At 64.7% G+C, this 14,656-nt stretch carries 13 protein-coding genes and 1 tRNA gene; 9 read left to right on the top strand and 5 right to left on the bottom strand.

What is annotated here, in order from left to right; genetic code table 11:
• The 4 genes from CVM52_RS18150 to CVM52_RS18135 all read left to right on the top strand — a co-directional run.
• Nucleotides 1-723: sigma-54-dependent transcriptional regulator (locus CVM52_RS18150; RefSeq protein ID WP_133119895.1), on the top strand; the 723-nt coding region annotated here is incomplete at its 5' end.
• A gap of 273 nt (nucleotides 724-996) precedes the next feature.
• Nucleotides 997-1,998, top strand: a complete 1,002-nt coding sequence (locus CVM52_RS18145; RefSeq protein ID WP_100163850.1) for a TRAP transporter substrate-binding protein — start codon at nucleotides 997-999, stop codon at nucleotides 1,996-1,998.
• 103 nt (nucleotides 1,999-2,101) lie between these two features.
• On the top strand, nucleotides 2,102-2,788 hold the full coding sequence (locus tag CVM52_RS18140) for a TRAP transporter small permease (RefSeq protein WP_100163849.1): 687 nt from the start codon (nucleotides 2,102-2,104) through the stop codon (nucleotides 2,786-2,788).
• A 5-nt stretch (nucleotides 2,789-2,793) separates the two neighbouring features.
• Nucleotides 2,794-4,227, top strand: a complete 1,434-nt coding sequence (locus CVM52_RS18135; RefSeq protein ID WP_100163848.1) for a TRAP transporter large permease — start codon at nucleotides 2,794-2,796, stop codon at nucleotides 4,225-4,227.
• 31 nt (nucleotides 4,228-4,258) lie between these two features.
• On the opposite strand, the gene CVM52_RS18130 is transcribed toward CVM52_RS18135, so the two are convergent.
• Nucleotides 4,259-4,735, bottom strand: a complete 477-nt coding sequence (locus tag CVM52_RS18130) for an acyl-CoA thioesterase (protein WP_100163847.1) — start codon at nucleotides 4,733-4,735, stop codon at nucleotides 4,259-4,261.
• A 193-nt stretch (nucleotides 4,736-4,928) separates the two neighbouring features.
• On the opposite strand from CVM52_RS18130, the gene CVM52_RS18125 reads away from it, so the two are divergent.
• The 3 genes from CVM52_RS18125 (at nucleotide 4,929) to CVM52_RS18115 (ending at nucleotide 9,089) form a co-directional block, all read left to right on the top strand.
• Nucleotides 4,929-6,551, top strand: coding sequence for a long-chain-fatty-acid--CoA ligase (locus tag CVM52_RS18125; RefSeq protein ID WP_100163846.1), 1,623 nt, complete (start codon nucleotides 4,929-4,931; stop codon nucleotides 6,549-6,551).
• 45 nt (nucleotides 6,552-6,596) lie between these two features.
• A tRNA-Gly gene (locus CVM52_RS18120) sits at nucleotides 6,597-6,670 on the top strand.
• 241 nt (nucleotides 6,671-6,911) lie between these two features.
• On the top strand, nucleotides 6,912-9,089 hold the full coding sequence (locus CVM52_RS18115) for an anthranilate synthase component I (protein ID WP_100163845.1): 2,178 nt from the start codon (nucleotides 6,912-6,914) through the stop codon (nucleotides 9,087-9,089).
• A gap of 19 nt (nucleotides 9,090-9,108) precedes the next feature.
• On the opposite strand, the gene CVM52_RS18110 is transcribed toward CVM52_RS18115, so the two are convergent.
• From CVM52_RS18110 to CVM52_RS18095, 4 genes are read right to left on the bottom strand one after another with little or no spacing between them, the layout of a single operon-like run.
• Nucleotides 9,109-10,380, bottom strand: coding sequence for an FAD-dependent oxidoreductase (locus CVM52_RS18110; RefSeq protein WP_100163844.1), 1,272 nt, complete (start codon nucleotides 10,378-10,380; stop codon nucleotides 9,109-9,111).
• A complete protein-coding gene (locus CVM52_RS18105) occupies nucleotides 10,380-11,216 on the bottom strand; it encodes an ABC transporter permease (RefSeq protein WP_100163843.1) in 837 nt (278 codons plus the stop codon). The genes CVM52_RS18110 and CVM52_RS18105 overlap by 1 nt, the downstream gene beginning before the upstream one ends.
• Before the next feature lie 56 nt (nucleotides 11,217-11,272).
• Complete coding sequence (locus CVM52_RS18100; protein WP_100163842.1) at nucleotides 11,273-12,040, bottom strand: ABC transporter ATP-binding protein; 768 nt, start codon at nucleotides 12,038-12,040, stop codon at nucleotides 11,273-11,275.
• Between the two features lie 14 nt (nucleotides 12,041-12,054).
• A complete protein-coding gene (locus tag CVM52_RS18095; RefSeq protein WP_100163841.1) occupies nucleotides 12,055-13,083 on the bottom strand; it encodes an ABC transporter substrate-binding protein in 1,029 nt (342 codons plus the stop codon).
• A 235-nt stretch (nucleotides 13,084-13,318) separates the two neighbouring features.
• Between CVM52_RS18095 and CVM52_RS18090 the strand changes: the two genes are divergently transcribed.
• On the top strand, nucleotides 13,319-14,266 hold the full coding sequence (locus CVM52_RS18090; RefSeq protein WP_100163840.1) for a LysR family transcriptional regulator: 948 nt from the start codon (nucleotides 13,319-13,321) through the stop codon (nucleotides 14,264-14,266).
• A gap of 61 nt (nucleotides 14,267-14,327) precedes the next feature.
• On the top strand, nucleotides 14,328-14,656 hold a 329-nt coding region (locus CVM52_RS18085), incomplete at its 3' end, for a hypothetical protein (protein ID WP_133119894.1).

The following is a 14,656-nucleotide window of genomic DNA, read 5'->3' as shown; positions in this document are numbered from 1 at the left end:
ACCGATGTGCTGGTCTATGGCGAGCCGGGCACCGGCATCTCGAAAGTGGCCGAGGTCATCCACCTGTCCTCGCCGCTGGCGCAGGGACCGTTCGAGAAGCGCGCCGCCGAGGGGCTGAACCGCGCCGCGCTGGCGCAGGCGCTGGAGGCCGGCACCGGCGGTTCGCTGTTCCTGGACGAGATCACCCGGATGCCGCCCGACACCCAGATCGCGCTGATCGAGGCGCTGGAGGCCGGCGGCACCGCACGGCTGATGGCCGGCAGCACCGCCGGCGCGCCCGAGACCGAATTGAACCCCGACCTCTACTATCGGCTGGAAGTGGGCAAGATCCGCATCCCGGCCCTCAGCGAACGGCCCGAGGACATCCCGGTGTTGTTCCGCCACTACGTCGCTCAGGCCAGCGAGCAGGCAGGGATCAAGGCGCCCGAGATCGCGCCGGATCACCTGGCGGCGCTGATGGCGCAGGATTGGCCGGGCAATACCCGGTCGCTGATGAGCGCGGCGATGCGGTTCGTGCTGGGGATGCCGGAGGAGGTGGCCGAGGCCGCCGACCTGGGCCTGACCGAACAGCTGGCTCGCGTCGAACGCGCCTTGCTGATCGCGGCGCTGGGGCGGCAGAACGGCCGCGCCAGCGAGGCCGCCCGCCAGCTCAAGCTGCCGCGCAAGACCTTCTATGACAAGCTGGCCCGCTACGGGATTCGGCCCGAGGATTTTCGCCGCTGAAATCTGTGCGGAATTCCGCACAAAGCCGTGTGAACTATGTGTGAAATTCCGCACGATGTTTGATGCGAGCTTTAAGTCATCTGTCAAATACGGCGATTATTGTTCTGATATTATTATGTTTTAAGCTGAGCTCGTGAGCCATATCACGAGTCGTTGAGGCATCGCGGCCGATTCGCTTCACTGGGGTCGACGCACCGAATCGAGGTGCGTCTGGAACGTAGAATTCCGAAGACGAACCCAAGGAAGACGAACCAAAATCGGGAGGAGTAACCGATGAAACTAGTTGCAGCCGCAGCCGCGGCTCTCAGCATCAGTGTCAGCGCCACCGGCGCATTCGCCGCCTGCGACGATGGCGAAATCGTCATCAAGTTCAGCCATGTCACCAATACCGACCGGCACCCGAAGGGGATCGCCGCGACATTGTTCCAGACGCGTGTGAACGAAGAGATGAACGGCACCGCCTGTGTCGAGGTCTATCCCAACTCGACGCTCTACAATGACGACCAGGTGCTCGAAGCGATGCTGCAGGGCGATGTGCAGATGGCCGCGCCCAGCCTGTCGAAATTCGAAACCTTCACCAAGCAGTTCCGCATTTTCGACCTGCCATTCATGTTCAAGAACATCGACGCGGTGGACGCCTTCCAAACCTCGGATACCGGCCAGGCAATGAAGGATTCGATGCAGCGCCGCGGTCTGCAGGGGCTCGAATTCTGGCATAACGGGATGAAACAGTTCTCGGCCAACAAGCCGCTGCTGATGCCCGAGGATGCCAAAGGCCTAAAGTTCCGCGTGCAGCCCTCCGATGTGCTGGTGGCGCAGATGGAAGCCCTGGGTGCAAGCCCACAGCCCATGGCGTTCTCCGAGGTTTATGGCGCGCTGCAGACCGGGGTTGTGGACGGGCAGGAAAACACCTGGTCCAACATCTACGGCCAGAAATTCTTCGAGGTGCAGGACGGCACCACCGAAACCAATCACGGCATCATCGACTATCTGGTGGTGACCAGCGTGGACTGGTGGGAAAGCCTGGATCCGGCGGTGCGGGACCAGATCGCCACCATCCTGCGGGAGGTGACCGAAACCCGCAACGCCGAGTCGACCGCGGTGAATGAAGAGGCCAAGCAGGCGGTGATTGCTGCCGGCGGCGAGGTGCGTGAACTGACGGCCGAGCAGCGCCAGGCCTGGGTCGACGCGATGAAGCCGGTCTGGGAAAAGTTCGAAGGCGATGTCGGCACCGACAATATCGCTGCGGCGCAGAGCATCAACGCTTCGTTCTAAGCCCAAGCAACACAACAGCATCGGCCCGTATGGCGGGCCGGTGCGCGCCGGGTCCGTTGGGGGATGGTCCGGCGCCCAAATTGTCCTAAACCGGGAGGGGGCGATGTCAGGGCATTCGCATTACCAGCCGCAAGGTGCGGTCAGCCGTTTTATCAACTCGATCGAAGAAACCGCCATCGCCGTCATCCTCGGGCTGATGACCGTCATCACCTTCATCAACGTGGTGCTGCGCTATGTCTTCAACAACTCGCTGATCTGGGGGCTTGAGGTCACGCTGATCCTGTTTGCCTGGCTGGTGCTGCTGGGCATCAGCTATGGCTTCAAGATCACCTCGCATCTGGGGGTGGACGCGATCATCAACATGACCACCTCGCCGGTCCGGCGGGTCTTGGCCTTGCTCGCCGCGCTGTGCTGCATCGCCTATGCCGGGCTGCTGCTGAAAGGCGCCTGGGACTACTGGGCCCCCTTCGCCGCGCTACAGCCGACCGAAGGCCGCTGGTTCCCGCTGGGCTTTACCGAGGGCGTGCGCGACCGCGCCTTCTATGTCACCGACCAGGTGCCGATGCTGGGCATCTTCCGCTGGCTGGAAGAGGCGATCAATTACGGCGAGGAATACGAGAAACTGCCGCGCGTGATCCCCTATGTGATCCTGCCGTTCTCCGCAGCGCTGATCCTGCTGCGGGTGCTGCAGGCCAGCTGGGCGGTGGTCACCGGCCGCCAGGCCAGCCTGATTGTCAGCCACGAAGCCGAAGACGCGGTGGCCGAAGCCGCCAGCAGCAACCGGGAGTAACGCGAATGGAAGTTGTCCTTCTTTTTGTAATGATCATCGGCCTGCTGCTGATCGGGGTGCCGATTGCGGTGTCGCTGGGCCTCAGCTCGATCCTGTTCCTGCTGAACAACTCAGACACCTCGCTGGCCTCGGTGGCGCAGTCGCTCTACCAGGCGATGGCCGGGCATTACACGCTGCTGGCGATCCCGTTCTTCATCCTTGCCTCGTCCTTCATGTCGACCGGCGGCGTGGCCAAGCGGATCATCCGCTTTTCCATTGCCTGCGTCGGCCATCTGCGCGGCGGGCTGGCGATTGCCGGGGTGTTTGCCTGCATGATCTTCGCGGCGCTGTCGGGCTCGTCCCCGGCCACCGTGGTCGCCATCGGCACCATCGTCATCGCGGCGATGAAACAGGCCGGATATTCCAAGGAATTCGCCGCCGGGGTGATCTGCAACGCCGGCACCCTGGGCATCCTGATCCCGCCCTCGATCGTGATGGTGGTCTATGCCAGCGCCACCGACGTATCGGTTGGCCGCATGTTCCTGGCCGGGGTGATTCCGGGCCTGATGGCGGGGCTGATGCTGATGATCACGATCTACATCATGGCGATCGTGCGCGACATGCCCAAGGGCGAATGGCAGGGCTGGGGCGAAATCTTTGCCAGCTTCCGCGATGCCTTCTGGGGCCTGATGCTGATCGTCATCATCATGGTTGGCATCTACGGCATTCCCGGCGTCACCAACGCGCTGTTCACGCCCACCGAGGCGGCGGCGGTGGCCTCGGTCTATGCCGCCATCGTGGCGCTGTTCGTCTATCGCGACATGGGGCCGCTCAAGGCGCCACAGCCCGCGCGCAGCCTGTCGGCGGCGGCGGTCACCGGGGAAATGCCGCGCCCCTATTCGCTGCTGTCACGGCCCTGGGCGCTGGTCACCGCGTTCTTTCACCGCGACACCCGCGACACCCTGCTGGAGGCGGGCAAGCTGACCATCATGCTGATGTTCATCATTGCCAACGCGCTGCTGCTGAAACATGTGCTCACCGATGAACAGATCCCGCAGCAGATCGCCACCGCGATGCTGGATGCCGGGTTCGGCAAGATCATGTTCCTGATTGTGGTCAACCTGATCCTGCTGATCGGCGGTCAGTTCATGGAACCCTCGGGCCTGATCGTGATCGTCGCGCCGCTGGTCTTCCCCATCGCCATCGAGCTGGGGGTCGACCCGATCCACCTGGGCATCATCATGGTGGTGAACATGGAAATCGGCATGATCACCCCGCCGGTCGGTCTGAACCTATTCGTGACCTCGGGCGTGGCGGGGATGCCGATGATGGGCGTGGTTCGGGCGGCGCTGCCGTTCCTGGCCGTGCTGTTCGTGTTCCTGATCCTGATCACCTATGTGCCCTGGCTGTCGACCTTCCTGCCGACAACCTTCATGGGACCAGAGATCATAACGAACTAGCCGGGCCAAGGCGCGGCGGGCCGGGGTCTGGTCAGGTCTCTGCCGCCGCGCCGTCACGGGTGACAAATTCCGCGCGCAGGCTGTCGGGCAAGGGCAGCCGCGCCGTGCCATCCGGGGTCAACGTGACCACCACGCCTTCCATCGTCGCACGCAGGTCGCCGGCCCAGATCTGCTGTTCCATGGTAAAGGAAGTGGTCCGGAAGGCCGAGACGCGGGCGGTCACCACGTAATCCTCGTCGGCCAGCATCTCGCGGATAAAGCGGACATTGGCGTTGCGCAGCACGATCCGCGGATGCGGCTGGCCGTCATAATGCTCCAGGCACAGCATATCGAAATAGCGCACGCGCAGGGTTTCGAACCAGCTCATATAGGCCTTGTTGTTGACATGATGGTTCAGGTCCAGCTCGGAAAACCGCACGCGGTCGGCCTGGGCCAGCGGCTGCGGGGCGGCCAGACCAAAGGCGATCTGGGCGTCCGGGGCCAGCGGGGTGAGATAGGGCAGATTCATTCCGCCGGGCTAGCGACGTTACGTGAGCGGGACAAGCCTGTTCTTGCTATGCCCGGATATCATTGGCAATTTGGCCGCGGGAAGGAGACGGAGCCCGGCCAGGCGCGCAAAAGCGGCACCGGCGCGGGATCCAGTTTCAGCAGATCACAGAACGGCGGGCCGGACCCGCCCAAAGGACAGGAAGGATTCCGCCATGCTGGGTCAGATGATGACCGAACCGCTGCTGATTTCGTCGCTGATCGAACACGCGGCACGCTATCATGCCGAGACGTCGATCTGGTCGGTCGATACCACCGGCGGCGGGGTCGAGGAAACCAGCTGGGGCGAGGTGGCGCAGAACGCGCGCAAGCTGGGCGCGGTGCTGTCCGGCCTGGGGCTGGAGCCGCAGGCGCGCTGCGCCACGCTGGCCTGGAACAACCGGCGCCATCTTGAGACCTATTACGGCGTCTCCGGTGCCGGCTTCGTGCTGCACACGCTGAACCCGCGCCTGTTCCCCGAACAGCTGATCTATATCATCAACCACGCGCAGGACCGGGTGCTGTTCTTCGACGCCACCTTCCTGCCGCTGGTCAAGGGGCTGCGCGACAAACTGCCCGACCTGCAACATCTGGTCTTCCTGGGGCCGCGGGACGACAAGGTTGCCGAAGAGCTGCCCGGCGTCCTGTTCTATGACGAGTTCATCGCGCCGGGCGATGCCGATTTCGCCTGGCCCAGCCTTGACGAAAACACCGCCTCCAGCCTGTGCTATACCTCGGGCACCACCGGCAACCCCAAGGGGGTGCTCTATAGCCACCGCTCGACGGTGCTGCATGCCTTTGCCTCCAACACCATCGATGTGATCGGCTATTCCGCCACCGATGTGGTACTGCCGGTGGTGCCGATGTTCCATGTCAACGCCTGGGGATCGCCCTATGGTTGTGCGATGTCGGGGGCGCAGATGGTGCTGCCGGGGCCGGGGCTGGACGGTGAAAGCCTGGTCAAGCGGATCGACACCTATGGCGTGACGCTGGCCATGGGGGTGCCGACGATCTGGCTGGGGCTGCTGAACCATGCGCAGAAATCCGGCTCCAAGCTGGCCAGCCTGACGCGCACGGTGATCGGCGGCTCGGCCTGTCCGCCCTCGATGATCGCCACCTTCCGCGACACTTATGGCGTCGACACCGTGCATGCCTGGGGGATGAGCGAGATGAGCCCGCTGGGCACCGCCAACCAGCTGCTGGCCAAGCATGGCACGCTGCCGGAGGATCAGCAGCGCAAGCTGCGCGAGAACCAGGGCCGCCCGCCTTTCGGCGTCGAGATGAAAATCGTCGGCGACGACGGCCAGACGCTACCCGAGGACGGCAAGACCCAGGGCGAACTGATGGTGCGCGGGCATTGGGTGCTGGACAGCTATTTCCGCCAGGAGGGCGACGACCTGCTGCAGGACGGCTGGTTCGCCACCGGCGATGTCGCCAGCATCGACCCCGACGGCTATCTGACCATCCGCGACCGGTCCAAGGACATCATCAAGTCGGGCGGCGAATGGATCTCGTCGGTCGAGCTGGAAAATATCGCCGTGGCCCATCCCAAGCTGGCCAATGCGGCGGTGATCGGGGTGCATCACCCGAAATGGGACGAACGCCCGGTCCTGGTGGCGGTGGCCGGTGAAGGGCAGAACCCGACCGAGGCGGAACTGCTGTCCTGGTTCGACGGCAAGATCGCCAGTTGGCAGGTGCCCGACAAGGTGGTGTTCATCGACGCGCTGCCGCTGAACGCCACCGGCAAGGTGCTGAAACGCACTCTGCGCGAGCAGTTCAACGGCATCCTCGACGGGTGAAGCCGCTTGCGCGGGCGCGGGCGGCAGAGTATGAGGGCGCACGCGGCGGGTATGATGTAATGGTAGCCTGTCAGCTTCCCAAGCTGAACGCGCGGGTTCGATTCCCGCTACCCGCTCCAGTTTCCCTCATACCGTTCTCGCAGGCCGCCATCGCCCCGCGCAGGCGCGTCCAGGTTTACAAGCCGGCCGCCGCTTGCTAGAGCGGCATCAGTTGGGATGGAGAGAGAACGCCGCATGTGCCGCACACGATGGCAAAGCCGGATCAAAGACGGGCGATGGCGCGGGCTGTCGCATTTCTGAACCTATTCCGGCAACGGGCGGCCGCATGGCGGCGCCCCGGCACATGAGACATAACTTCCGATGACCGACCTGACCTTTCTCACCCGCGGGGGTGTTTCCGTTGCGCGCACCGAACTCGACGCGCCCTATCTGCAAGCCTCCGAAGACCTGATCGACCGGCTCGATTCCCATCTCGGCGCGCTGTTCAGCTCCAATTACGAATATCCCGGCCGCTACACCCGCTGGGATTTCGGCTTTTACGACCCGCCACTGATGATCGAGGCGCGGGGCCGCAAGATGGTGCTGAGCGCGCTGAACCCGCGCGGCGCGGTGCTGCTGAAGATCATCCGCCCGACGCTGGAGGATCTGCCGGCGATTGCCGAGATGTCCGTCTCGGAGGAAAACCTGTCGCTGACGATCCGCGCCCCCGAGCGGCTGTACAACGAAGAGGAACGCTCGCGCGCGCCCTCGGTGTTTTCGGTGCTGCGGGCGATCACCGACCTGTTCCATTCCGACGAGGATGGCCATCTGGGCCTCTATGGCGCCTTCGGCTATGACCTTGCCTTCCAGTTCGAACCCATTGATCTGAAACTGGAACGTCCTGCGGATCAGCGCGACCTGGTGCTGTTCTTGGTGGATATGCTGCTGGTCACCGACCATTATTCGACCCGCGCCATGCGCCTGCAATACGAGTTTTCCAAAGACGGGTTGTCCACCGCCGGCCTGTCCGGCGGCGGCGCCACCGAGGCCTTTCGCAAGGGCCCGTCCGAGGTGCGGCGCGGCGATCATGAACCGGGCGAATATGCCGAGCTGGTGCGCGATGCCAAGGAAAGCTTCCGCCGCGGCGACCTGTTCGAGGTGGTGCCGGGCCAGGTGTTCTACGAACCCTGCAAGGACGCGCCCTCGGCCATCTTCCGGCGGCTGAAGAAAAGCAATCCGGCGCCCTTCGGCTTCATGATCAATCTCGGTCAGCAGGAATACCTGGTCGGCGCCAGCCCCGAAATGTTCGTGCGCGTCACCGGCCGCCGGGTCGAAACCTGCCCGATCTCGGGCACCATCAAGCGCGGCGCCGATGCCATCGAGGACAGCGAACAGATCATCAAGCTGCTGAAATCCAAGAAGGATGAAAGCGAGCTGACGATGTGTTCCGATGTCGACCGCAACGACAAAAGCCGCGTCTGCGTGCCGGGATCGGTGCGGGTGATCGGCCGGCGCCAGATCGAGATGTATTCGCGGCTGATCCACACCGTCGACCATATCGAGGGCCAGCTGCGCGAGGGCATGGACGCGTTCGATGCCTTCCTGTCGCATGCCTGGGCGGTCACCGTCACCGGCGCCCCCAAGCTGTGGGCGATGCGGTTTATCGAAAGCCACGAGAAATCGACCCGGTTCTGGTATGGCGGCGCGGTTGGTGCGGTGCAGTTCGACGGCAATATGAACACCGGCCTGACCCTGCGCACCATTCGTATCAAGAACGGCGTCGCCGAGGTGCGCGCCGGCGCCACGCTGCTGAATGACAGCGACCCGGACGAGGAAGAGGCCGAGACCGAGCTGAAGGCCAGCGCCATGCGCGCGGCGATCCGGGGCGACGTGGCGGTGAATGACGGCGGCGGCGATGGCTGGCGGCTGCCCAAGGGGCAGGGGCGCCGCATCCTGCTGGTCGATCACGAAGACAGCTTTGTGCACACGCTGGCGAATTACTTCCGCCAGACCGGCGCCGAGGTGCTGACCACGCGCAGCCCGTTGGCCGAAGAGGTGTTCGACGATTTCCACCCCGACCTTGTGGTGCTGTCGCCGGGGCCGGGCAACCCTTCCGATTTCGACTGCCGCACCACCATCGACAAGGTGCTGGAGCGCAAGCTGCCGCTGTTCGGCGTCTGCCTGGGCCTGCAGGCGATTGCGGAGTATTTCGGTGCCGAGCTGGCGCAGCTGGACGAGCCGATGCACGGCAAATCCTCGCGCGTCAGCGTGCACCACGCCGGCACCGTGTTCGACGGCCTGCCGGAGCAGGTGACCATCGGGCGCTATCACTCGCTACATGCCCGCCGCGAAACGCTGCCGAAGGATCTGACCGTCACCGCAACCACCGAAGACGGTGTGGTGATGGGGCTCGAACATGCCAGCCTGCCGGTGGCGGCGGTGCAGTTCCACCCGGAAAGCATCATGTCGCTGGGCCAGGATGCCGGGATCCGGATGATCGAGAACGTGGTCAGCCAATTGACCGGCACCGCCGGCAGCAAGGGCAGGGCGGCCGAGTAACGCCCGCCGCGCGCGCGGATCAGATCAGCGCGCCCTGCGCCACCAGCTGCTTGCGCACCGCCTGGGGGGCGGGCGGCTTGCCCTGCCGCGCGGTCAGCGCGGCGGCAACCCCCGCCGCCTCGCCACTGGCAAAGGCGGTGCCCATCACCCGGGTCGAGCCATAGGCGCGCGGATCGGCCCCGATCACCCGCCCGGCATACCACAGATTGCTCAGCCCGGCGGCATGCAGCGCGTCCAGCGGGATGTGGTAATAGCCCTCGCCGCCGATATGTTCGTAGATCGGCTTGCCGGCTTCGGAATGCAGCTCGATCGGCCAGGAGGCGCGCGCGACGCCGTCCTCCCGCAGCCGGCCGTTCAACACATCGTCATGGGTGATCGAATAGCGCGCGGCGGGGTGGCGGGTTTCGCGCACGCCGATCTGCGGCCCGGTCTGGGCCAGCCAGGCAGTTTCGAAGCCGGGAACCTTCTCCTGCAGCACCTCGACCATCAGGTTGGCCATTTCGCGCCCCGAGCGTTCGGCGGCGGTAAAGCTCTTCGAGGACAGATCCGGCATCTCGCGGTCGATGATCAGCCACCAGAAATCCGTCGATCCCGCGACGCGGGTATAGATGCCGCCATCGCTGCGGGTGATCTTGTAGGGGGAGCGCTCGTTGAACGTGTCGACCGCCGCGATCAGCCGCTGGCGGTCCACCCGGCCCTCGACGGTCAGCCCGCCGATGCGGATCGGCATGGTAAAGGCCTGCAAACGCCCCTCGCCATCGCCGATGCGCATCGGCTGCCCGGCGACCAGCGCCAGGTTGGCATCGCCGCTGGCATCGACAAAGCTTTCGGCGATCAGGCGAAACCGCCCGTCCATGCCGGCCACCGTCACGCTTTCGATGGCGTCGGCGGTGCGCGAGGCGGCGGCAACACGGGAATGCAGCAACACTTCGACGCCATGTTCGGCCAGCACCCGGTCCAGCGCCAGTTTCAAACGTTCCGGATCCAGCAGCACGATCCAGTTGCCGGTGGTCGGCGAATGGTAGGCCTGGCAATCGACGCCCTGCTTGCGCATCTGCGCCAGCACCGCTTCGCCGGCGCCCTCGACCGCGCGCACCGCGGTGTCGCCGCCGTGATGGAAAAAGCCGCAATAGGCCAGCACCTGGGCATTGGTCGCGGCACCGCCGAAAAAGCCGTATTTCTCGACCAGCGCCACCCGTGCCCCGGCGCGCGCGGCGCCAATCGCGGCGCCCACGCCGCCGGCGCCGCCGCCGGCCACGACGACGTCAAAATCGGTTTCCGTCCGGGGCATCAGTTTCTCCAGCTCAGGAAGTGTTTTTCCGCGCGGGTGATCAGAAAGTTCACCGTTAGCCCCAGCAGCGACAGCATTGCCACGCCGGCGATCAGCTGATCGGTCGACATCAGGTTCCCGGCCAGCAACACATAGGCACCGATGCCATATTCGGCACCGATCATTTCCGCCGCAACCAGCAGGATGATCGAGATCGAGGCCGAGATCCGCATTCCCGACAGGATCGCGGGCAGGGCGGCCGGCAGCACGATCTTGCGGATGATATGCCAGCGGCTCAGCCCGAAACTCTGGCCCATGCGGATCAGGCTTCGGTCGACGCTGTCGATCCCGCCATAGGTGGCGATGACGGTGGGAAAGAAACAGCCGAACAGGATGGTCGCCACCTTCGAGCCTTCGCCGATGCCGAACCAGATGATGAACAGCGGCAGCAGCGCGATCTTCGGGATCGGGAAAATCGCCGCCACCAGCGGCGTGATGCCGGCGCGGGCGTAGGAATTCAGCCCCACCAGCGTGCCGACCGCCAGCCCCAGCAGCGCGCCGCAAGTGAAGCCGATGATCAGCCGTTGCAGCGAGGCGGCCAGGTGTTTCTGCAGGTTGCCTGACTGGGCCAGGTCCATGAAGGCCTCCCAGGCTTCCGAAGGGGCGGGCAGCACCAGCGCCGGGATCACCCCGGCGCGCGAGCCCAGTTCCCACAACAACAGCAAGACCGCGAAAACGGCCAGGCCGACAAAGCGGCGCGGCTGGGGCAGAAAACCGCCCCCCCGGAACCGGACCGGGCGCACATCGTCCGGGTTTTGCGGCGTCGGGCCGGTGCCCGCAGCAGTGATTTCAGCCATCTCGGGTCTCCTTGATCCAGGTGCAGACCGGCACCGGCGCGGGGCCGGCGCTGCGGTCAGCTATCGGCCAGTTCGGTATCGGCCGCCGCCGCCTCGGCACGCATCATCTCCCACAGCTGCTGCTGGATGGCGGCGATCTGCGGGTTCGACAGGTTGCGTTCGGTCAATGGCATGTCGATATGCACGATTTCCCGGATCACACCGGGACGGCGCGACAGAACCACCACCTTGTGGCCCAGCCGTACCGCCTCGGCCAGGTTGTGGGTGATATAGCAGGCGGTGAATTTCTCGCGCTCCCAAAGGTCGATCAGATCGTCCATCAGCAATTCGCGCGTCTGGCTGTCCAGCGCCGACAGGGGTTCGTCCATCAACAGCACCGCCGGGTTGACCGACAGGGCGCGGGCAATCGCCACCCGCTGTTTCATCCCACCTGACAGCTGTTTGGGCACCGCCTTGCGGAAATCGGACAGCCGGGTGCGGCTCAGCACGTCGGCAATCCGCGCCTCCATCTCTTCGGCCGGCAGGTTATGCCCTTCCAGCACCAGCGACACGTTGCCTTCGACGCTGCGCCAGGGCAGCAGCGCGAAGTCCTGGAACACGTAGGTGAGCGGGTTGAGAGAGCCGGCAGGCGGCTCTCCCACTTGCAGGACCTGGCCTTCGCTGGGCTGTTCCAGCCCGCCCAGCAGCCTCAGCAAAGTCGACTTGCCGCAACCGGACGGGCCGATCACACAGACAATCTCGCCGGTTTTGATCTCCAGATCGATGTCGCGCAGGACATCCAGATCATCGTAGCGATGCGACAGGTTTTCGACGCGCAGGTCCATGACAGGCCTTCAGCTCAGTAGGTATCGACAAAGCTGGAATCGACCAGCTCGTCCACCGTCAGATCGCTGTCGACCAGCTTCTGGTCCTTGAACCACTTCATCTGAGCCGCGACATCGGTCTTGTTCAGCGCCATGCCTTCATTCAGGTACATCGCCCCGGTCTGGATCGACTTCGCCGCCTTTTCATAGGGCTGATCCGGGGCCACGTATTTGGCGATCATCCCGGTCAGTTCCTCCATTTCGGCCGGGTCGGCATCGCCGGACAGGAACACCCGGTTCATGTCGGCAATCCCCTTGGCATAGGCGCGGATGAACCGCTCGACCATGTCGCGGTTGTTCTCGATATTGTCGACCGAACTGATCATCGTCGAGATCTGGTATTCGGCATAGTCGTTCAGCCAGCCGATCTCATGCGCCGCACCGGCCCCGGCCAGCGCCTTGGCGATATGGGGCACCATGATCAGCACATCGACCTGGCCCGACTTCACCGCGGCCACCATCGAGCCGACCTTCTGCAGCGGCACCATCTTCATGTCATCCATGCTCCAGCCCTTCGCATTCGCGATCAGGTTGGTCATGTAGTGGAAGGTCGAGCCGACCTGGGTCATCGCCACCGAGTGGCCCTTGATGTCGTCGACGGTTTTCATGCCCGCGTCATAGGCGGCATTCGAGGCCATGATCATCATGCCATCGACGCCCTTCTTTTCATGCAGCACGCCGCCGACAATGCGGATCGCGCCCTTTTCGGCCAGGTTCATCAGCCCGCCGGTCACCCCGGTGATCCCGAAATCGACATCGCCCGACGCGGTGGCCACCGCGATCGGCTGCGCGGCCTGGAAAAACTCGAAGGTCACGTCGAGCCCTTCATCGGCGAAATAGCCCTTTTCATAGGCCACGAAGCCAGCACCATGGCTGGTGAACCGCAACGCGCCGATGGTGATCGCGTCATTGGCCGCGGCGGCGGTCGCCCCCAGCGCGGTGACCCCGGCGGCCACGATGGAAAGCCCCGCCAGCCAGGCGCGGCGTGTTGTTTTGATCGTCATGTCGTTCCTCCCAAACCCCCGTCGGGGTTTCCTTTCGAAAGTGTCATCCGGGCAACGTGCCCCAGGTCATAGGACTTTGGACCAATCGCAACCCGGTGAAAAGGATGTCCTTTCTTCCACTTCATAGTCTGGGGCTATAGGTTGGGCGTGAAAGATCGGGGAGGCGTCGCCCCCCGACCGGCTTTGCCCGGCATCCGGCGCGTGAGTAGCGGCAAACAGGGGGAATTGGAACAGGATGCTGTCCTTTCGGCAACTCGAAGTGTTTCGGGCGGTGATGTTGACCGGCTCGATCTCGGCCGCGGCGCATCAGCTGGGCATCGCACAGCCGACGGTGACCAATACGGTCCGGCGGCTCGAGGATGTGCTGGGTGCCTTGCTGTTCGACCGGTCGGGGGCACGGCTGCGGCCCACCGCCCTGGCGCGGCAGGTGTTCAAGGTGGTGAACCCGTCGCTGGCCGGCTTCGATCACCTGACCGACCAGATCGCCCAGATCGTGCGCGGGCATCTGGCCTCTTTCGGAATGGGGGTGTCGCCATCGGTCAGCCAGGGGCTGGCGCCGCGCGCGCTGAAACATTTTGCCGCCGACCGGCCCGATGTCCGGATCCGCATGGATACGCTGGCCCGCCTGCATTACACGGAATATCTCTGGCTGGCCGAGGGCGATTGCACCGTCACCATCATCCGCCCCGACGACCCCGCGATCATCAGCCACGAAATCGCCGCCTATTCGCTGGTGGTGGTGTTGCCCGCCGATCACCGGCTGGCCCGGCGCGACAGCGTCGCGATCCAGGATATCGCCGCCGAACGGCTGATCGCCTTTCACCCGGTTGCACCGCTCGATCCGATGCTGCGGGCGATGTTCGCCGCCGAAGGGCTGGTGCCGAACGTGTCGGTGGAGACGCGTTTTGCGATGACCGGGCCGCATCTGATGCGCGAAGGCTTCGGCATCGCGGTGATCGACGAACTGTCCGCGCTTGGCATTCACGATCCCGCGCTGCGGGTGCTGCCGCTGGAAGGGGCGCCGTCGCAGCCGGTGTTGCTGAACTATTTGCGCGACAATTCGGTCGAACCGGATATCGCGCTGATCCGAAGGCACCTGATCCGCGCCGCCGAAGAACTGGGCTGCGCCATCGCTCTGCCGCAGGCCGCGGGAGCCATAGCGCAAAGCGATAGCTTTCGCTAGATTTCTCTATGGACCGGCGCCTTTCGCCCCGCCACCCTGCGGCGCGACGAAAGGACCTGCGATGACCAAGCTGACCGCCGACCAACACGCCATCCTGGGCCGCGCCGCGCAGGCCGGCTTGCCCTATGCCCTATGGCGCCCGCCGGAGGCCGAAACCTTTACCCTGCTGGTCAGTACCAGCGCGCCCTATCAGGCGCCGGTCTTTGCCGAGGCGACGCCCGCGGCCTTCGTGATGGCCGCCTTTGACGCGGCGGATGGCAACCTGGCCTGGCATCTGCCGGCCGACCTGCTGATCACCGCTTCCGGCTGCCGGTTCCGCGCCGAGGCGGGCTATGTGGACGATCCGGCAAGCGCGGCGCAGGCGGCGCTGCTGGACGGGGCGGCGCCGGG

The sequence above is a fragment of the Pseudooceanicola lipolyticus genome (genome assembly GCF_002786325.1).
Lineage (GTDB): Bacteria > Pseudomonadota > Alphaproteobacteria > Rhodobacterales > Rhodobacteraceae > Pseudooceanicola_C > Pseudooceanicola_C lipolyticus.
This window is presented reverse-complemented; position numbering and strand designations above follow the sequence as displayed.